This is a genomic window from Pseudomonas fluorescens (assembly GCF_000802965.1).
In the GTDB taxonomy this organism is placed as follows: domain Bacteria; phylum Pseudomonadota; class Gammaproteobacteria; order Pseudomonadales; family Pseudomonadaceae; genus Aquipseudomonas; species Aquipseudomonas fluorescens_A.
Map to the genome: position 1 here is coordinate 38041 of NZ_JSAK01000038.1, position 17715 is coordinate 55755.

The following is a 17715-nucleotide window of genomic DNA, read 5'->3' on the forward strand; positions in this document are numbered from 1 at the left end:
GGTTAAATTAATCACATGTACAAATGTAACTCCGCAATCCCAGCGATATATTGCAAACAAGGGTTGCGGAGGGTTGATCGTGAAAAACTTAACAGCCAAGACAGTCGATGTTTTTTATCAATTAAAGTAACGCTGCTTTTTTTGCCTGAGTCTGATCAAAACAGATTTTTCGGTTGCCCGAATGTGCTGTCACTTTACAAACTCAGAGATGGAAAGGCGTTGCACGTTGAGCAACTACAATTGGTCAATCTCGAAAGCGGAAAAAACAGCTTGCCGATAGGCTCGCACTTGGTGAGTCCGCGAAAATTTTATATGCATCATGGGATTTATCTTGGCGGTGGGAGCGTTGCTCATTATTCTAGATTTAGCAGCGCTTTTAGACCTAGTCCGATCGAAGTGACTGAGCTTGAAAGCTTTGCCAATGGAAAGCTCGTCTGGATATATTAAAAACAGTGTAAGTATTCCAACAATGAAATCGTCATTAGGGCTCGTTCTAGAGTTGGGGAGAATAAATACCGAATCCTCTCAAATAACTGCGAGCATTTTTGCAGTTGGTGCATTGAAGGAAGAAATTACAGCGTCTAAGTCAATGCCTTTTTCCGTTCCCCACGATATCTCTTTTCCTTTATTGCAGCGCTGGGACCAAACTTTATTGTATAGTACCTTCCCGACCTCCTATCCAGTTGTTGCCTTGGCTCCCTGCCGGGATGAAGGGCTGTGCTACACTTTTCTCAAGCCATTTCTACCGAGGATCGCGCATGAGCGGCAGTCACTCATCCAGTGAGCCGGGCAGTAAAGGCTCTATTGTTTACGTGGTAGATGACGATGCTTCCATTCGCGATGCATTAAGCAACCTTTTGCGATCGGCCGGGATACGAGTTGAGACGTTCGCGTCCACCGCGGAATTTCTTCGGCAACCGAAGACCGATAGCGCCAACTGTTTGGTCCTTGATGTGCGACTTCAAGGCAATAGCGGTTTGGACTTCCAAAGGCAACTAGCTGAATCAAACACGCACATACCCATTATTTTTATTACCGGCCATGGGGACATGGAGATGTCCGTCAAAGCGATGAAGGCTGGTGCCGTGGATTTTTTGGCAAAACCATTCCGTGAGCAGGATCTTTTAGACGCGGTTTCGGGCGCACTTCAAGCCGATGTCAGACGCCGGGAAGTCGAGCATCAGCGTTCAGAACTGCATAACAATTATCAATCACTGACAGCTCGCGAAAAAGAAGTGATGGCCCTTGCGGCCAAAGGCCTGATGAATAAGCAGATCGCAGGGCAAATGAACTTGAGCGAGATTACCGTAAAAATTCACCGTGCTCACTCAATGAAAAAAATGCATGCAAAATCCTTTGCTGACCTGGTTCGAATGGCGGAGCTACTCGGGGCAGGGCATGGTCGCTAATCAATCTCAGTTTTGAGTCATATCTAATTTTTTGTCCATCCCAATGACCCTATTTACCCATCCTTAGCTAGCATTGAGGTCAAAGCCTCTCGCGTGTAGAGGACCTGGATGGTTACTTCTGCAATTCCAACTTTCGCACGCTGATGACTGCTCGATTGAGTTGGCGGGTGGATCCCGACGCGTTGTCAGCGATAATCTTTCGACGCTAAACTCTATGACCAATATGAACGTAGATTGCCAGTCACTTTTTCGCGCAGGCGTCGGGTACGGCATCCATTGCTTGTGTGGTCGGTCTACGCCCGTTTCATACGGCCAGTACCGTTTCTTAACAGTGTGCCAGCATCTCGATTTTGTTTGCCCTTGCCACTACTCGCTACAGCAATTCTAGGTGATTCAGGACAAACCCTTCTACGGAATATGGCATGAGCCTGCAAAGAAACCAGCCCCCCCTCTACTGACTTTGAACTTTTCGTGTTTATCGTCGATGACGATGGGCCTTTACGAGAAGCGTTGGGTAGCCTGATGCGCTCAATCGGGTTCCGGGTCGAACTGTTTTCCTGCGTCGCGGATTTCATGCAGTTTAATCGTCCGGATACGGTCAGTTGCCTGGTTTTAGATGTGCGGCTCAAGGGTAGCAGTGGCCTGGACTTTCAGGAGTTGCTGATGCATCGCCCGAAGGCATCACTCTCTATGAGAATGCTGAACTGGTGAATACGTCATTTAAGTACTAGGTCGGGCTTAAACCCGGGGATGGGATTGCGCATCAGTGTGCCGACGGCGTATGCCCCCAGCAGGGCAAGCAATCCAGCGACCCACAAAAGCCGACTGAATCCGCCAACGAACGCTTCTCTAGCCAGCGGTTCAATCAGCGGACGCGCCTCTTCGGGTAACAGGCTAAGGGCAGCAGTCATGTCACCGGCAACGACTCGCGATGCAATGTCCTCGGATTGTTCGACCAACGCAAAGGGTGATGCGGACAGGGAGACCTGCAACAGTTGGTTGGTTTGGCTGGCGAGGAGGGCGCCATACACTCCGATGGCTAGCATCACAGCACTGAAACGCATGGTGGTACTCATCCCGGATGCCATTCCCGTGCGTTCACGGGGCACGCAGGCCATGATGTTTTTCTGTGAGTCACCGTTGAGCAAGCCAGCGCCAGCACCGGTCACTGCAATTGCCAAAGCAAAGGGAAGATAACTGCCACCGTGCACGGCCCAGCCGCTGAGCAAGTTGCCACAGCCTACAAGAGTTAGCCCGACGGCCATCATGGTGGCAGGGGTCAAGCGCCCCGCCAATCTGGCGCCGATTCGAGGAAATACCAGCATGGTGATGGCAAAGGGCAGCATGCCCAATCCTGCGAAAATGGCGCTGAAGCCCAGGCCATTTTGTAAGTAGAAGGGCAGCCACGTCATCATTACTTGGGCGCATCCCGCGTAAGCAAACATTCCCAGCAAAGCCCCAATAAAACGAGGGTGCCTGAATAATTGGAGGTCTATCATCGGCCGCTGCTGCACGCGTTCGATCACTACGAACAGTCCCATCAGCAGTGCCCCGCCCCCCAAGCGAGCATAGGTGATTGGGTTACTCCAGCCGACCCGGTTGGCTTCGATTAAACCCCAAATCAGGAACAGCAAACTGGCGCTAAAGGCCATACTGCCCCAAGGGTCAAGCCGCGCTGATTTTGCATCGCTCGATTCCGGTATTGCGACCCAGACCCAATACATCAAAAGCAAACCTACTGGCAGATTGAGATAGAAGATCCAGCGCCAGCCGATGTACTGGGTGATTATGCCACCTAGGGTTGGCGCGGCGGTCATCGCCAGCCCCATGCAACCGCCCCAAAATGCCCAGGCCTTTGCCCGCTCGGCTTCGTCGTGAAATGTATGACCAATGGACGCAAGTGCTGAGGTGAGCAGCAACGCGGCACCTACGCCTTTGATGGCGCGCGCAATATCAAGCAGCAGAACGGACGGTGCGGCACCGCATCCCAATGAGGCGAGAATAAAAATACTCAAGCCCCACATTAAGGTCTTCTGACGACCAAAGCGGTCGGCCAGACTGCCGGCTGGCAGCAATAATGCCGCAAACGCCAGCATGTAAGCGCTCACCACCCATTCAATGTCAGTAAAACTCGCCCCAAAGTCTCGAGCGATGCTGGGCAAGGTAACGGCGACGATGTTGGTATCTAGCACGATCAGTGAGCACACGGCCGAAGCAGTTAGCAAGGTCTGGCGTGGACTTACGCTAGGTTTGACGGGCATGGTGAGGGTTCTCTACTGTAACGAAAGTTGTAGCTTATCCCTGACTCGCTGCCTCTTGATTAGGTGCGCCATACCACTTCATTACCTTTGAGCTAATCCAACAATGGAAATCCGCCATTTCCGCTACTTTCTCGCTGTCGCCCGCCATCGTAACTTCACCCGGGCTGCTGAGCAGTTGGGCATTGCACCTCCGACTCTGACGCGGCAGATTCAAGACATGGAAGCTGAGCTAGGTGCGCGCTTGTTTCTACGACAAGCCCGAGATGTGAGCCTGACTGAGGCTGGCTCAACTCTGCTGGTCGAGGCTGAGTCTACCGTTCGCCAGTTCGAGTCTGCGCAACGCAACGCTCGACGCGCTAGTCGTGGCGACATTGGTCACATAGAGCTCGGTTATGTTGCCTCGGCAGTGTATTCAGGGTTGCTGCAAAAACAGGTGCAGGAATTTGTTGGTGATCACCCTGATGTCAGTCTCAACGTGCGAGAAAGCCCTATGGCAAGCCTCCCGATGATGATCATCGAGGGGCGTTTCGATCTGGGTTATATCCGCTGTCCAATGACTTTACCCGAAGGTATCGAAGCTCTTCGCTTGAGTACCGAAGGTTTTGTTTTGGCGCTTCCGGACGACTCATGGCTCAACCGTTTGCCTGTTATCGCCTGCATGCATTTGCAAAACGAAAATTTCATTCTGCCTGAACAAGTGGTCGGTACCTTGCAGGTTGCTGGCCAAGGAGGTTTCGTGCCAAAACTTGGAGCACAACCGGGTAGCTTGGTGGCAGTGATTGCCTTGGTTTCTCTCGGGCAGGGCGTTGCGGTGGTGCCCGAATCAGTAGTCGGCAGCGTGAGTTTGCCAAACGTCGTTTATCGGCAGCTAAAGGATTGCGATGCATCGTCGTGGTTGGCGTTGGTTCATCGGCGGTTCGAGAAGTCTCCGGCAGTAGTGCGTTACATTGAGCGGTTGAAGAATGGCTGAGAGCAATGTTTGCGAGAGAGCGTCTGGGAGGTGTCTACGGTAACTATTGCGTCGGCAGCGGTAAACACCTACTTGGAGACGATGTCTCCGAAGGAAAAAAATCTTCACTTTTTTCAGAGTCGAGATGTTGTTTTGTCACTGATGGATAATTGAATTTAAGAAGCGTCTGCCTATGTGGCATACAGAGCGGTGTTCGTAGATTAGAGGTGGTTAATGTTTTTGGCTTATTTTTTAAAAGTAAATCGCGATATCAGAGTCAATTAATACAATATGTTGTCTGACGTGAAAGGCGTAACTATGTGGGCGCGAGCACTTATAGACATCATGGGGCTAGAGGCGAATACCAATATAGCACAGGAGTTCTTGGCCACTGTCAATGCCATGGATGCTGAGCACATCATTATGCAGATAGTTGATATAGATCTGCGCCTTGACCTTTTTAATGTTCGCACCAGAACCTTGTTGCTAAGCGGAGCTATGGATAGATTTGTTCCATCGTATTGTATGCCGGAAATAAACAACGAGATCCCATCGTCAACACACGTGCCCTCTCCTTTTCTAGGGTATCTTCTCTATTTGGAAGATCCCATGAATTTTAACTCGAGGGTCGATCTTTTCCAGTCATGAGTAAAACAATGACCGGGTATTTTTAGGCTGTCTGAAGCTGAAAGTCGATGCGTTACTACCGTTGGGTTTTAGGGAGGAGATCACCTCCCAGCTTTCATTTGATGTGACTGCAGTAATTTCATGGATTGAGCGTATCCGATCTGAGGAAATCCACGTTACTATTCGGGTAGGTACTCCAAGTTCTACGAATGTCAAAGGGATTTTGAGTTTCGCCAAAATATGTCGCGCCAGTACCTCGGTACAGCTGCTTTAGCGTTTTGGTTAGCAGCTCACTGCTATCCTCACGAACATAGGGCCTGATAAATTTCTAGAGTCTTTACTTCGAAAAACCAAAAAGTCGCGACCTGGGAATAATACGATTGCATCTATTTCTGCGTGGAAATTTGTCTCGAGCACTAAAGTGGTTTCAAGAATATAAGGATTGTCATTAGAAAACCGATTGGGAAGGAGCCTAACAGGGATTCGCGAGCCCACATTTTTTGTTGGGTATATATAGGGTCGATCTGGGCCAGTTGGTGGTGAGTCCGCCCTTCTGAAATTATCCCGTGAAAAAGTGCCTTCCATTCTTGAGCGAGGTATAAAAATCAATCAAGGTGACTTTCATTAGCAAATTACAGAGGCGAGCTATTGAATCTTTTCAAGCGCGGATAAGGAACAGTCTTACCGGTATGAAATTGACGAGTAGTTCGACCTCAGTTTAAGCGGACATTTGAAACTCAATACCAGTGAAATCACATTCCTGGTGCTAGGTGCTGAACGCTTTGAGTCGTCATGTTTTGGAATGGGTGCGGGGGGGTATTCAACTTTCATTAGGCGCATGGATTCGAATCGCCGCCCAATCTGATCTGCATAAATGAGATTTGCCTGAATCTGTTTTGTTTGTGCATGGGTTTCTAAAGTGCATCGAATGTCATACCAAAAGGTGTGGCAAGACATAGCAACCATGGAAGCACTGCCCATGATCACAGCAACAATCGGACAACCCTATAACTACAAGGTCGTCCGCCAATTCGTCGTGGCAACCATTATCTGGGGTGTCGTGGGCATGGCCATGGGGGTGTGGATCGCCTCGCAACTGGTGTGGCCGCAAATGAACCTTGACCTGCCATGGACAACGTTCGGTCGGCTACGACCATTACACACCAGCCTGGTTATTTTCGGTTTTGCCGGTAGCGCGCAATTCGCCGCCAGCTACTACACTGTGCAGCGTACCTGCCAAGTGCGGCTATGCTCGGACAAACTCGCCGCGTTCACCTTTTGGGCATGGCAGTCTGTAATCGTAATCATGCTGATTACCCTGCCGCTGGGCTACACCACGACCAAGGAATACGCCGAGATCGAGTTCTCCGGCGCCGTGTGGATGACGGTGGTCTGGGTCGCGTACGGCATTGTGTTTTTCACCACCGTGGTGCAACGCAAGACCAAGCATATCTACGTTGGCAACTGGTTCTTTGGCGCGTTCATCGTGGTTATCGCCATGCTCCATGTTGTCAACCACCTGGCAATCCCGGTGGACTGGTTCAAGTCCTATCCGGTGTACTCCGGAGCAACCGACGCCATGGTGCAGTGGTGGTACGGGCACAACGCGGTGGGGTTCTTCCTGACCACCGGGTTCCTCGGGATGATGTACTACTTCGTGCCTAGGCAAGCTAACCGGCCGGTGTATTCCTATCGACTGTCGATTGTGCATTTCTGGGCGCTAATTACCCTGTACATCTGGGCAGGCCCTCATCACCTGCATTACACCGCACTGCCGGACTGGGCTCAATCCTTGGGCATGGCGATGTCGATCATTCTGCTGGCACCGAGTTGGGGCGGGATGATTAACGGGATGATGACGCTCTCTGGCGCCTGGCATAAATTGCGCACTGACCCGATCCTGCGCTTTCTGGTGTTGTCGCTGGCCTTCTACGGTATGTCCACCTTTGAAGGGCCGATGATGGCCATCAAGACCGTCAACGCACTTTCCCACTACACCGACTGGACAATTGGTCACGTTCACGCTGGGGCCCTCGGCTGGGTGGCGATGATCACTTTCGGTGCGACCTACCACATGGTGCCGAAAATCTTCGGTCGCCAGGAGATGTACAGCACTTCATTGATCAATTTGCACTTCTGGCTGGCGACCATCGGCACGGTGTTGTACATCGCTTCGTTATGGGTCAATGGCATCACACAAGGTTTGATGTGGCGCGCGATCAACGACGACGGTACGCTGACCTACTCCTTTGTCGAAGCCCTGCAAGCCAGCCATCCAGGGTTTGTGGTGCGGTTTGTCGGTGGCGCGTTCTTCCTCTGCGGCATGTTGCTGATGGCGTACAACGTGTGGCGTACGGTTCGGGTGGCCGATGTGGCAATGGCCGAGCGGGAGGCGCAGATAGCCTGATGATCGAAATCGCACTGGATATTCTCTGTGCCGTGAGCCTTTGGCTCGGCGTCGAGTACTGTTTGAAGGGGTACACGTCGAAAAGCTTCGATGAGGCCAGTCTGATTCCTTTCGCAGACGATCCAGAAATGGCGCGGCGAGTTGAAGAAGCTACTGGCAAGTCCATTAATGCAGTGGCACCGGAAGAACCCAAGCCGGGGTGGATAAATCTGGATATGTAAATGGGGGAGGGTGACTGACGCCCCTCACTCGGCGAACCCCCAAATATAGAGCATAAAGCCTCACCGTTGGTAACAGCTTCACAACGTACTCCATTACGTTCTTTTCATCTTTCAACTGATCTTTTCAAAGAACAATTGATCGATGCGATGACGAGGTAACCAGACGATGCCAAACGATGCTGAGATGATCGAGTGCAGTCATTTTGGCAATGAAAGTTTGCAGTCCATGCTGTTGGTGGGATGAAGGGGCGTCATTACCTTGGAGCCGGGCGTGGCGATTTCGCAAATGCCTAGTGGCAAAGCGTTCGAGCAGGACTACAGAGAACGCTTCAAGACCAATATCGAGTTGCATGCCCCGTTTGCTTACGACGGTGTCGGTGTGCTGGTAGCGGCTATTGAAAAAGCGGGCGCCACCGACCCGCAAAAATATCTCCCAGTGCTTCCCTCCATCAGCTACTTAGGCGTGACCGGCATCATCGAGTTTGATGCCGAAGGTAATTTGAAGCTGCCGTCGTTCACTGTTTATCAGGTCAAGGCTAACCAATGGCAGCCGGTAAGTGTGGCAGGTGTTAAGTAACCTTAATTAAACGCTGGGCGCGTGGAAATTCGCCTGGCCTCGGAGGCACACAATGAGCAAGCTGGAAGGGGAGTTGGGCATTCTTGCCCGTCGGCGTATCGAAGCCGAAATCATCAAGCCGATTTACGAGATACTGGTGCGTGAGCAGGGCAAGGCCTTCGCTGCTGCTGTGATTGGGGAGGCGGTAGGAAATGCTGCAATCCAGGCCGGCAAGCATTTCGCCGCGCTTGAAGAAAAGGGGGCCGACTTAAAAAGCTTTGTCGAGCTTCAAGTGTTGTGGGAAAAGGACGATGCGCTGAAGGTTGAGATCATCGCCAGTGATGCGCAAAACTATGATTATGACGTCAAGCGTTGCCGATACGCCGAGATGTACCACGATATGGGGCTAGCAGAAATCGGCCACTTGCTTTCATGTAACCGCGACGAACTGTTTATTGTCGGCTACAACCCTGATATCGAGTTGACTCGCACTCAGACCATCATGAGTGGCGCACCTAGTTGCGACTTCCGTTATCGGGCCAAGCCACAGGAGTCAAATTCATGAGCGATCTCGCGCGGGTCAATGGCGAGCGCCTATGGAGCTCTCTAATGGAAATGGCCCAGATCGGCGGTACTGAGAAGGGTGGCGTATCGCGGTTGGCATTGACCGACGAGGATCGCCGAGGGCGTGACTTGTTTGTGCAATGGTGCGAGGCGGCTGGATGTATTATTCGTATCGACGCCATGGGCAATATTTTTGCTCGGCGTCCTGGACTCCAAGATCATCTGGCCCCAGTGTTGGTCGGCTCCCACGGGGACTCTCAACCCGCTGGTGGCAAGTACGACGGCATATACGGTGTGCTTGCCGGACTGGAAGTACTGCGTACCCTGAATGACCTCGGGATCAAAACTGACCGGCCCATCGAAGTGGTCAACTGGACTAACGAGGAGGGCTCGCGCTTTGCGCCTGCGATGATTTCCTCGGGAGTGTATGCCGGGGTGTTTGATCTAAAGTTTGGGCTCTCCAGAGAGGACAAGTCAGGCGTCAGTATTGGCCAGGCTTTACAGCATATCGGCTATGCCGGGTCTCATCCGGTGGGAGGCCAGTCAGTGCACGCGTCGTTTGAATTGCACATCGAACAGGGTCCCATACTAGAAGCTCAGGACATTACTATCGGTGTCGTCACGGGTGCGCAGGGCCAGCGTTGGTACGAGGTGGAATTGACCGGGCGCAGCGCTCACGCTGGCACCACGCCGATGGATCATCGCCTAGATGCGCTGCTGGGTTTCGCCCGAGTGGTGGAGGCTGTCAATCAGCTGGGGCTAGAGCATGGCGCCGAAGGGCGTGCCACAGTGGGCATGGCAAATATTTTTCCCAACTCGCGCAATGTGGTGCCAGGACGCGTATTTTTTAGTGTGGAGTTTCGTCATCCGGATGAAGAGGTGTTGGCGCACCAGGATCAGCAACTGTATGACGCAGTGGTGCGTATTGCCGAGCAGATTGGACTGCAGCACAGCGTCAGGGAAATTTTCCAATACGCGCCGATTGCGTTCGATAAAAACTGCGTGGAGGTTGTACGCGCGTCCGCCGAGGCGTTGGGGTATAGCCATCGGTCGATGATTTCAGGGGCGGGCCATGACGCCTGCTATTTGAGCCGTGTAGCACCGACCGCAATGATTTTTATACCCTGTGTGGATGGCTTGAGCCACAACGAGGCGGAAGAAATCCATCCTCATTGGTCGACCGCGGGGGCCAATGTTTTATTGCAGGCGGTATTAGCCAAAGCGGACGTTTGACAGCTGCCCACTGATTTGAGGGGAGGGGAGTATTCATCCGATTGTGCAGTCGTGAATGGAGCGGCAAACCACCGGATCAAAATGCCATTCCCACTATTAACTGAATCAGCTTCTGCTCAACTTGGTGAGCGCCGTGGGTATCACCGCTGATTTTTTCAGAGGTTTTGATATTTGCCAAAAAACGAAGCACCCCAAAAACGAAACTGGATAAAATAAGCGCGATCATCAGATGTTTGAAGAGATGATCACCGAAGCTATAGAACAGAGTATGACTCGCAGCATAGGACTCGACTATCAAGGCAAGAATAGTGCTCAGAACCAGGTTCAACAGATAGCGGTTTGTGATGCCACAGCATAGGCCGATGAAAAGAGAACCTAGGATTGTAAGAATGCTTTCAGGGGGAAACATAACTGCACCTTGTCAGATGCAAAAAGGCTAAGAGGACCGGCTTTCGGATCTAACTACGAATGAATAGGGTACAGATGATGGCTATTCGCCACTCACTGGTGAACATTAATGTATTCAAGGTTGTTTGGACATAGGTGGTGCCCTGTTATTTCACCTGCTGTCCAAGCAGTACGAGTACGCCAGCGTGGTCTTCACCACCAACTTCAGCTTTCCGGGGGGGGGCTATCAGTCGCGTTTTGAGCGACGAGAGATCCTGCAAGACAATGTCGATTTCTTCATCTCCAGGTGCATTCCTGACATTGTTTCCAACATCGAGCTCTAATCGCATTTACTCGCTATCTTCTCGCGATTGCTTCGTCGACGCGTTTGCGCTCTCCGGTAATCGAAACGCCGAAATGGGGTAAAGGAAGCTATAGGCTGTTGCACCAATTCCCGACTTCGGGCCAGATACCTTTACCGAAGGCTAACGGAATGACCTTAAAAACGACGGACTCACCTGAAATCGGTGGTCTGTTTTGGTACTTCAAGAAGCGTGCTGGCGAATCGAAGCCAGTGGTCGCATGAAGCGGTGCCGTATTGGCCAGTTTTTCCAAGAAGGGATAGATTGATTATGTATCTAATAGATATCATACCTCGCCTTTTCGGAGGACAAATGGCAATTAAAGCTGAGAAATTCGACATTCGCCCCGTCCTCACTGGCGACTTGAAGGCGATCTCTGCACGCATTAACGCCCATGCCGATGAACAAGCGGTTGTGATCATCGTGGAGAGCGTAACGCCCGAAACCTTGGATGCCCTAGGTAAATCAATTGAGATGTTGGCCCATGTGTTCTCCCAGAACATGCAGAAGGCAGGTCTAGAAACCATCGATCAGATCGTATCCCTATTTTTGCCAAAGGTCCCGGTCAGTTCCAATCTGATGCGCGAGGCTCAGATGCTCGCCAAGGCCAAGAAGGCGGTGTTGGAGAGTGGCGACTGGGTGACTGCTTCAGATATCGCCAAACTGGGCGAATTCACGACAAACAACCCAAGCTCGGGCCCCAACAAATGGAAACGAGACAATCGCTTATTCGCGATCCGACACAACGGTAGCGATTACTTCCCAGTCTACGGGCTCGACAAGGACGCAGCGTATCGCCCGCTACCAGCGATGCGGGAAGTCATCAACATCTTGGCAACCAAGAAGAGCAGTTGGGGCCTGGCTTACTGGTTTGCCTCAGTGAGCAGCCTGCTTGGAGGCAAGCGACCACAAGACCTGCTAGTCACAGATCCGCAGCGGGTTATTGAAGCAGCAAAGGACGAGGTAGCTGGCATTACCCATGGCTTAGTCATCAACCCCAAACACCCTAGGCACCGAGTTACACCTGACAAGCAATCATGTTGGATATTCAGTGGCATTCGATCTTGATCGTCCGCCTTTTCGAAGATGGTAGGCATCCGGAGAAGCCATCTATCCGAGGCAGGAACCGTATGCGGTAGTTCCGCACGTATGGATCTGTGCGGGGCGGGAGGTAACTGCCGTCCCTACCGCGACCGATTACAGGTCTTGAGTTGTTAATCGCTGCTTTGGTGTTGGGGCCCATTCCGAATTGACCCAGTTACCGAACTGGTACTGGCTCAGCCTTATCCCTCGCGGATTTTTGCCTGTGCTGGAGTTTTGCTGATTTGGCGGTCGTTCACTTGTGCTCAGCACACTGGTCAATTCAACGTCAACATTACCGGATCAAAATGCCATTCCCTCTATTATCTGAATCAGCACCTGCTCAACTTGGCGAGCGCCGTGGGTGGTGGAAAGCATTGCAATTGGGCTTTTTCCAAAAAAACAATCTTTGGGTTTTAACAGCCATCGCTTAGCCTTCACTTCATCTCCGAAGATCGCTTCGGACATAGCTATGATGTGAACGATGCGAAACAGTCGATCGCTCTCGTTCTGCGTCAATCGTTGTCCGCGTGCCAACCTCGCTTTGAGAGTTTTGAGTGCAATGATCTGATTTCGCGCTGTCGGGTTGAGGGTGCCAAGGTCGCAAAGAGTCTTGATGGTGTCGGCCGAGAAACCCGCCACGATCAGATTGTGGATGTCTTGATCTGAAGCGCTCGCAGGTATATTGAGCAGCACCTCCAGTCGGATCCGGTAGGTTCGATAAGCACTATCGAGCATGACTTCAGCAAACATGGGTCACCTTCTGGGTTCGACCTTTGCAACATAGCATTTGGCTAAGGCATCAGCTTGGGGCTGTATGTTTGTCGGCCACACCTTCGAGAGCTCCGTTACCGACCCCAATCTACGAGTCGCGGGACTGGCCCGAAGTGGACTCTTGTCGGATCCGTTCAAGCAATGAGTCTAAATCTGTATCAGGCTCAAGCAGCAAAAAACTCTCAAGTAGGAGGGTAAGCGGGTGTACTCCCATTCTACCTGCAAGCTCCGATGCCTTCTCCAGCGTGACATTTTTAAGGCCACGTTCAAGGGTGCTGAGATATGTCCTGCTGCTGACGATTCCAAAATCTTCTTGGGTCAAACCGCGACGAAGACGCGTGTTACGTAACGCAATAGCGAACGCTTCCCTCAGTTCCATTTTGTTTCACTCACAAAAGGAACGATGAAGCCTTTTTGAACTCTATAGAGCTACAATCTATAGTGTTCATTTTGGGAGGGGTTTATGCCCGCACTACAGATTAGCGCCAGTCAGTTATCTACGACGGGTGACGAGGACAGCCCTTCAACCATGCTGATTGTCGCGGTGGCGAACATTGCTCAGCCGGAGCAGGGCATCGAGATGGAAAAATGCCTGTCAGGCCAAAAATTGGTTGATCTCTTCAACGAAATCGATCGACCTGAGTCAGATAAGGCCATCGTTGGCGTCCTATTAGCGATTCCTCCAAAACTCAATGGCTCTTCACGATGGGTCGCCGAGAATGTGTTTGATTTTGCTCGGGTCAAGCTCAGGGGGAGGGGGGAGGTTTCTTTGGATACATACGCATATCGACTTGCATCACAAGCAGTGTTCCGGGACAACGCCCAAGTCGACCCAGCGGATATTCTTGACTGGAGGTCACTCTACGAAACGTCCAACGCGGGTGGCAACGTCGACTCGGAACTTGTCGCCCATCAAACGTGGCTATCCATCGTCATCACTCGGTTGGTCAATGCTGTAAATCTACCTGACGAAGCGGAAGATTCTGAGTAATGTTCGGGTTTGAAGCTGTGACATAACTCAACTTTTATGAAGTAGGGGAAAGAGGTATTCCTCGACGGTCAAGAAAATCTACGCGAGTCGATATTCGGTGCGATGACTAAATACTTCACGATTGCTAGCAATAAGCCACAATGAGTGCGGTGGAAGGAGCATCCGTAACTCACAGCATCCACGAGAGAGCTGTCATGAAAGGAAGGCGTAAAGTCAGTACATCCAAGTGGTTCTTGAAGGCTAAATTTGAGGCCGAAGCTCAACGAATAAGCGCAAGCAGATCAAACAATGTAGCAAACAGATTTCTTGATGCCGCATTACAGTTCGGAGCTGAGTACGAGCCAACAGGGCATCTCGCGGGCGGTTCGAACCCCGCCGCACCTCAAGATGATTGAGTTCTGACTTGCCGATCAGGCAGCGCTTATTGCGGCGGTGATAGACGTGTAAGGCCAGAAAAGGCAGGGGGGAGATAACGGAATGCAGACTCACGATATACAAGCTGCCAAATTGTATTTTTCTACACTCATCGATGCGGTGGTGGGCGGGGAAACAATCATCTTCACCGATGGTGGCATACCTGTAGCCAAGCTTTCTCCTGTAACGAATGTTAAACGGCGCGACATGCTATCGGATGTTGAATTTAATGCCGAAGCATCGGATGCGCTAGATAATGGCATTGCTAATCTGTTTGAGGGTGGGAAGTAGAGCTCCTACGCAGTGCCAAGAAACCTAAGTCGTCTTAATGGGTTTAAAGACGCTGTATTTCGGCTTTGGCGGCAAGGGCTCACGCGTCACACCCAACGTCACCTGCTTCAATGGTCACGCTTTGGGCTGCTAACTCGCTTTTAGGTGCCCAGTCCCCCCTTACCCAGAGGAACGCTTCGCGTCACGTACCTGGGGTAGGAGACGTATGCGGTAGTTCCGCACGTACGGACCAGTGCGGATGGTGGTAGGCACTGCCATTCCTACCGCACCCCACAGGCGCCCCTTTAGCCAGACGGAAATGACGTCACATTTCTACCAAATGGAAATTGGAGCAGCAAAGCAGCACGAAGTCGACAATCTCACGACTAAAAGTCTACTTTGGGATGCATCCATGGGAAATCACATGAATTCCGCGCTGTTGCGACGAAAAGTCCACATTTTTGCCTTGGTCGGATTCTGGAGACTTTAAAATGACCAATAGTTCAAGATTTCTGTCGGTGCGGGGTAGGAGGGGAAAGATATGGGACGCGTCGGAATAAACATGACTGTAGTCAAGGATGCGCGCAGCGCGATCCTCGCCCGCGGCCAACACCCCAGTATCGACGCCGTACGGGTCGAGCTGGGAAACACCGGGTCCCGAACCACGATCAGTCGGTATTTGAAGGAGATCGAGGAGCTTTCAGGCCCTGTACTGGAGCCACGCGAGCGCTTCAGCGCCGAATTGCAGCACTTCATGTCGCGCATGCTGGACCGGATGATGGAGGAATCGGGAGCCGCCGCCAGCCAAGCGAAGGAGACGTACGATCAAAAACGCGCCGAGCTGGAAGTGCAGCTCGAATCGTCGCAATTAGAGCTTACGGCGCTGCGACGTCAATATGAAAGCGAGGGCAGCGCGCTGGAGGTACAGACGGCCGAGTTACAGACCAGCCAGACCATCCTGCAAGCCGAGATCACCCGCAATGCACATCTCAGTCAGAACTGCAGTGCCTTGGAGCTGCGCGTCCAGGAGAAGGATGAGCGAATTCGATCCTTGGAGGAAAAGCACGTGCACGCGCGGGATGCACTTGAGCACTACCGCAGCGCCTTCAAGGAACAGCGTGAGCAGGAGCAGCGCCGGCACAAGGGCCAGGTGCAGCAACTTCAGGTTGAGCTGCGCCAGCTCCAGCAAACGCTCATGCTCAAGCAGGATGAGCTCACACACTTGAACCGGGATAACGAACGCTTACTGATTGAAGCACGGCAGCAGAGCAAAGCCATGTTGGAGCAGGAAGATTCCATGCAGCGCCTGACGGGCGAACTCAACGCCATGAAAACTGCGGTCGCCAAGGAGGAGGGGGTCAGGGAGATGTTGCGGGAGCAACTCGCTGACTCAGCCAAACGGCTTGAAGCGGTGATTAAGCTGTCATCTGCCGAACTGGCCCAAGTGAAGAGCCAGTTGAAGGAGTCCTCCGCAGAGCTCATGCAGCTCCAGCATTAACTGAATCAGTAGGTCGGGACATGTTGCCAGGTACGCCACCCGTCGACGCTGGACTAGCGCCATATTGCTGCTCAGTGGTAGTACCGCTGAGCAAACAGATACCATATAGTTCATTTGACATAAAAATTAATTCATTTGGAGGAACTGCTGATGGTCGCTCCAACAACTGCCCAGTTGCCAGCCAAAAAGAAAGATGACTCTCGCGAAATGGGGATCGCTGCATTTTGGCATTTTAGTTACGGTCGGGACTCACTCAAGGACTCTGAACGTATTCACCAGATCAAGGAAGGGTTTCCTGCCCATCTAGTGCACGCCATTCGTCTGACCTTCGATCTTCAAGAGCGTAACGTTGAGACGCTGCTAAATGCATCCATCTCCACGCTCGAAAGACGGCGGCGTGAGCAAAAGAATCTTGATCCCGTTGCGTCTGAACGCCTGGATCGGATTGCTACAGTCAGTCACCTGGCCGAAGAGGTTTTTGAAAGCCAAGAGAATGCTGCTCATTGGATGTCGACGGCCAATAAAGCGCTCGGTGGAAGCGCGCCGATTATGCTCTGCGAAACTGAGATAGGCGCCAAACAAGTCCGCCGTGTCCTTCATGCGCTTGAGTGGGGAGGCGCTGCCTGATGAAGGCGTGGCGAATCGCGAAGGCTAAACGTGCGAACGATCTGTCAGGAATGGGCGCGGCAATCGAAGGCGGGAGGTGGAGTGATCAGGATGTAGCAGCCGTTTACATGGGGCTGACACCTGCGATTTGCTGCTTGGAAACCTTCGTACATGCCGGGGGCGAGCCCACGTTCCCGATGAAGATCACCTGTTTCGAACTGCCTGCTGATCCAACGCTTTATTTGGAGCCTGATCCGAAAACCTTGCCAGAGGGTTGGGCAAGTCTCCCTGCTGACCGGCCTAGCATGGATTTCGGAACCTATTGGTTAAAGGCGAACACCCACCTGGGATTGATCGTGCCTTCCGCTGTGATGGTGCTGGAGCGCAATGTCGTAATCAATCCCAGTCACCCGGCCGTCAAGGAGATCAAGGTGGTGGATGTGTTTGACTTCATGTACGACCCACGCATGTTCAAATAAAACTGTTCTGAAATCGCTAGGCAATCACTTCAATGACTGATGGGGCGCAAGGTGTAACGGTTCAACGCCTCGCGTCAGATCAACGTTTTTCGCAATACACATCGCCGCATCCCGTTCGCTGGAACCAGGCGCTTGTATCGGGCTGATTTTTTCTTCGGGTTGCATCATGGCCATGGCCAGAGACTGACTGGGGGAGGGGACCGGTCATACCTGTAAGGACACCCATGGTGTTGGGTTGTTGACCCGACGATGTACGAGTGATTACCTGAGAGGTCTGAAAGGTTCAGCTATTTCAGTCGGCCTTCTAAACAAGAACTCTCCAGTTCTAGCTATGCAATATTCGCCAAAAAAGGTCGAGACTACATTCTGAGATTAAATGAATAAATATGTGAGGAACCCTCGCTAAAAATCTCAGACATGCTTGTTCTAGAGCGGCCAACCTAGTTAAGAAAAATTTGAAATCGGCATCGAAGCGCTGCAGATCGAGAAGCGGTTCTCGAACCAAAATCAAAGTCCAGAGCAGCAAGCAACGGGCGTTCTGAAAGATATAAAGGACGGCTGGTTGCCGGCGTATGACGACTAGCAACCATCTCTGTACTGCAGGAGTTCCGACATCTAGCGATTCGC

The 17715-nt window shown here is 51.9% G+C and carries 17 protein-coding genes and 2 pseudogenes; 15 read left to right on the plus strand and 4 right to left on the minus strand.

The window, feature by feature from the left end; all coding sequences use genetic code 11:
- Positions 1-312 precede the first annotated feature (312 nt).
- The 3 genes and pseudogenes from NL64_RS31245 to NL64_RS27020 all read left to right on the plus strand — a co-directional run.
- Positions 313-585 (plus strand): annotated as a pseudogene (locus NL64_RS31245) (lecithin retinol acyltransferase family protein).
- A 173-nt stretch (positions 586-758) separates the two neighbouring features.
- Positions 759-1409 carry a response regulator transcription factor gene (locus NL64_RS27015; protein ID WP_034151117.1) on the plus strand — a complete coding sequence of 217 codons (651 nt, stop codon included), beginning with the start codon at positions 759-761 and terminating at the stop codon, positions 1407-1409.
- A 471-nt stretch (positions 1410-1880) separates the two neighbouring features.
- Positions 1881-2072 (plus strand): annotated as a pseudogene (locus NL64_RS27020) (response regulator); the annotation flags it as partial.
- Between the two features lie 53 nt (positions 2073-2125).
- Here the strand turns inward: NL64_RS27020 and NL64_RS27025 are convergent.
- Positions 2126-3670, minus strand: a complete 1545-nt coding sequence (locus NL64_RS27025; RefSeq protein ID WP_034151119.1) for an MFS transporter — start codon at positions 3668-3670, stop codon at positions 2126-2128.
- Positions 3671-3773: 103 nt separating this feature from the next.
- Between NL64_RS27025 and NL64_RS27030 the strand changes: the two genes are divergently transcribed.
- The 6 genes from NL64_RS27030 to NL64_RS27060 all read left to right on the plus strand — a co-directional run bounded on the left by NL64_RS27030 (position 3774) and on the right by NL64_RS27060 (position 10227).
- Positions 3774-4640 carry a LysR family transcriptional regulator gene (locus NL64_RS27030; RefSeq protein ID WP_034151120.1) on the plus strand — a complete coding sequence of 289 codons (867 nt, stop codon included), beginning with the start codon at positions 3774-3776 and terminating at the stop codon, positions 4638-4640.
- Between the two features lie 1585 nt (positions 4641-6225).
- Positions 6226-7653: a cytochrome-c oxidase, cbb3-type subunit I gene (gene ccoN, locus NL64_RS27040; RefSeq protein WP_034151122.1), complete on the plus strand. Its 1428-nt coding sequence runs from the start codon at positions 6226-6228 to the stop codon at positions 7651-7653.
- Complete coding sequence (locus tag NL64_RS27045; RefSeq protein WP_034151123.1) at positions 7653-7874, plus strand: hypothetical protein; 222 nt, start codon at positions 7653-7655, stop codon at positions 7872-7874. Before ccoN ends, NL64_RS27045 begins: the two co-directional genes overlap by 1 nt.
- Positions 7875-8133: 259 nt before the next feature.
- On the plus strand, positions 8134-8451 hold the full coding sequence (locus tag NL64_RS27050; RefSeq protein ID WP_301281653.1) for an ABC transporter substrate-binding protein: 318 nt from the start codon (positions 8134-8136) through the stop codon (positions 8449-8451).
- Between the two features lie 52 nt (positions 8452-8503).
- Complete coding sequence (locus tag NL64_RS27055; protein ID WP_034151125.1) at positions 8504-8995, plus strand: L-2-amino-thiazoline-4-carboxylic acid hydrolase; 492 nt, start codon at positions 8504-8506, stop codon at positions 8993-8995.
- A complete protein-coding gene (locus NL64_RS27060; RefSeq protein WP_034151126.1) occupies positions 8992-10227 on the plus strand; it encodes a Zn-dependent hydrolase in 1236 nt (411 codons plus the stop codon). The genes NL64_RS27055 and NL64_RS27060 overlap by 4 nt, the downstream gene beginning before the upstream one ends.
- A 76-nt stretch (positions 10228-10303) precedes the next feature.
- Here the strand turns inward: NL64_RS27060 and NL64_RS27065 are convergent, their stop codons facing one another.
- Positions 10304-10636 (minus strand): hypothetical protein, encoded by a 333-nt coding sequence (locus NL64_RS27065; RefSeq protein ID WP_034151127.1) that lies wholly within the window; start codon positions 10634-10636, stop codon positions 10304-10306.
- A 652-nt stretch (positions 10637-11288) separates the two neighbouring features.
- Here NL64_RS27065 and NL64_RS27075 point away from each other — a divergent pair.
- Positions 11289-12044 (plus strand): hypothetical protein, encoded by a 756-nt coding sequence (locus NL64_RS27075; RefSeq protein WP_155292795.1) that lies wholly within the window; start codon positions 11289-11291, stop codon positions 12042-12044.
- 315 nt (positions 12045-12359) lie between these two features.
- Here the strand turns inward: NL64_RS27075 and NL64_RS27080 are convergent, their stop codons facing one another.
- The gene (locus NL64_RS27080; RefSeq protein WP_034151129.1) at positions 12360-12809 is read right to left on the minus strand and encodes an antitoxin Xre/MbcA/ParS toxin-binding domain-containing protein; all 450 of its coding nucleotides are present in this window, start codon (positions 12807-12809) and stop codon (positions 12360-12362) included.
- Positions 12810-12918: 109 nt separating this feature from the next.
- Positions 12919-13209: a helix-turn-helix domain-containing protein gene (locus NL64_RS27085; protein WP_034151130.1), complete on the minus strand. Its 291-nt coding sequence runs from the start codon at positions 13207-13209 to the stop codon at positions 12919-12921.
- Between the two features lie 84 nt (positions 13210-13293).
- On the opposite strand from NL64_RS27085, the gene NL64_RS27090 reads away from it, so the two are divergent.
- The 5 genes from NL64_RS27090 (at position 13294) to NL64_RS27115 (ending at position 17088) form a co-directional block, all read left to right on the plus strand.
- Entirely contained in the window at positions 13294-13821 is a 528-nt protein-coding gene (locus NL64_RS27090; protein ID WP_253277119.1) for a hypothetical protein, read from the plus strand.
- A gap of 477 nt (positions 13822-14298) precedes the next feature.
- Positions 14299-14526, plus strand: coding sequence for a type II toxin-antitoxin system Phd/YefM family antitoxin (locus tag NL64_RS27095; protein ID WP_034151131.1), 228 nt, complete (start codon positions 14299-14301; stop codon positions 14524-14526).
- Positions 14527-15067: 541 nt separating this feature from the next.
- The gene (locus NL64_RS27105) at positions 15068-16003 is read left to right on the plus strand and encodes a DNA-binding protein (RefSeq protein WP_253277120.1); all 936 of its coding nucleotides are present in this window, start codon (positions 15068-15070) and stop codon (positions 16001-16003) included.
- Positions 16004-16153: 150 nt separating this feature from the next.
- Positions 16154-16630 (plus strand): type II RES/Xre toxin-antitoxin system antitoxin, encoded by a 477-nt coding sequence (gene parS, locus NL64_RS27110; RefSeq protein WP_034151134.1) that lies wholly within the window; start codon positions 16154-16156, stop codon positions 16628-16630.
- Positions 16630-17088: an RES family NAD+ phosphorylase gene (locus tag NL64_RS27115; protein WP_034151135.1), complete on the plus strand. Its 459-nt coding sequence runs from the start codon at positions 16630-16632 to the stop codon at positions 17086-17088. The genes parS and NL64_RS27115 overlap by 1 nt, the downstream gene beginning before the upstream one ends.
- The last annotated feature ends 627 nt before the right edge of the window (positions 17089-17715 follow it).

Bases quoted from the DNA above. Each gene is read 5' to 3' on its own strand.
- NL64_RS27015 (WP_034151117.1), top strand. From the start codon at position 759: ATGAGCGGCAGTCACTCATCCAGTGAGCCGGGCAGTAAAGGCTCTATT.
- NL64_RS27025 (WP_034151119.1), bottom strand. From the start codon at position 3,670: ATGCCCGTCAAACCTAGCGTAAGTCCACGCCAGACCTTGCTAACTGCT.
- NL64_RS27030 (WP_034151120.1), top strand. From the start codon at position 3,774: ATGGAAATCCGCCATTTCCGCTACTTTCTCGCTGTCGCCCGCCATCGT.
- ccoN (WP_034151122.1), top strand. From the start codon at position 6,226: ATGATCACAGCAACAATCGGACAACCCTATAACTACAAGGTCGTCCGC.
- NL64_RS27045 (WP_034151123.1), top strand. From the start codon at position 7,653: ATGATCGAAATCGCACTGGATATTCTCTGTGCCGTGAGCCTTTGGCTC.
- NL64_RS27055 (WP_034151125.1), top strand. From the start codon at position 8,504: ATGAGCAAGCTGGAAGGGGAGTTGGGCATTCTTGCCCGTCGGCGTATC.
- NL64_RS27060 (WP_034151126.1), top strand. From the start codon at position 8,992: ATGAGCGATCTCGCGCGGGTCAATGGCGAGCGCCTATGGAGCTCTCTA.
- NL64_RS27065 (WP_034151127.1), bottom strand. From the start codon at position 10,636: ATGTTTCCCCCTGAAAGCATTCTTACAATCCTAGGTTCTCTTTTCATC.
- NL64_RS27075 (WP_155292795.1), top strand. From the start codon at position 11,289: ATGGCAATTAAAGCTGAGAAATTCGACATTCGCCCCGTCCTCACTGGC.
- NL64_RS27080 (WP_034151129.1), bottom strand. From the start codon at position 12,809: ATGTTTGCTGAAGTCATGCTCGATAGTGCTTATCGAACCTACCGGATC.
- NL64_RS27085 (WP_034151130.1), bottom strand. From the start codon at position 13,209: ATGGAACTGAGGGAAGCGTTCGCTATTGCGTTACGTAACACGCGTCTT.
- NL64_RS27090 (WP_253277119.1), top strand. From the start codon at position 13,294: ATGCCCGCACTACAGATTAGCGCCAGTCAGTTATCTACGACGGGTGAC.
- NL64_RS27095 (WP_034151131.1), top strand. From the start codon at position 14,299: ATGCAGACTCACGATATACAAGCTGCCAAATTGTATTTTTCTACACTC.
- NL64_RS27105 (WP_253277120.1), top strand. From the start codon at position 15,068: ATGACTGTAGTCAAGGATGCGCGCAGCGCGATCCTCGCCCGCGGCCAA.
- parS (WP_034151134.1), top strand. From the start codon at position 16,154: ATGGTCGCTCCAACAACTGCCCAGTTGCCAGCCAAAAAGAAAGATGAC.
- NL64_RS27115 (WP_034151135.1), top strand. From the start codon at position 16,630: ATGAAGGCGTGGCGAATCGCGAAGGCTAAACGTGCGAACGATCTGTCA.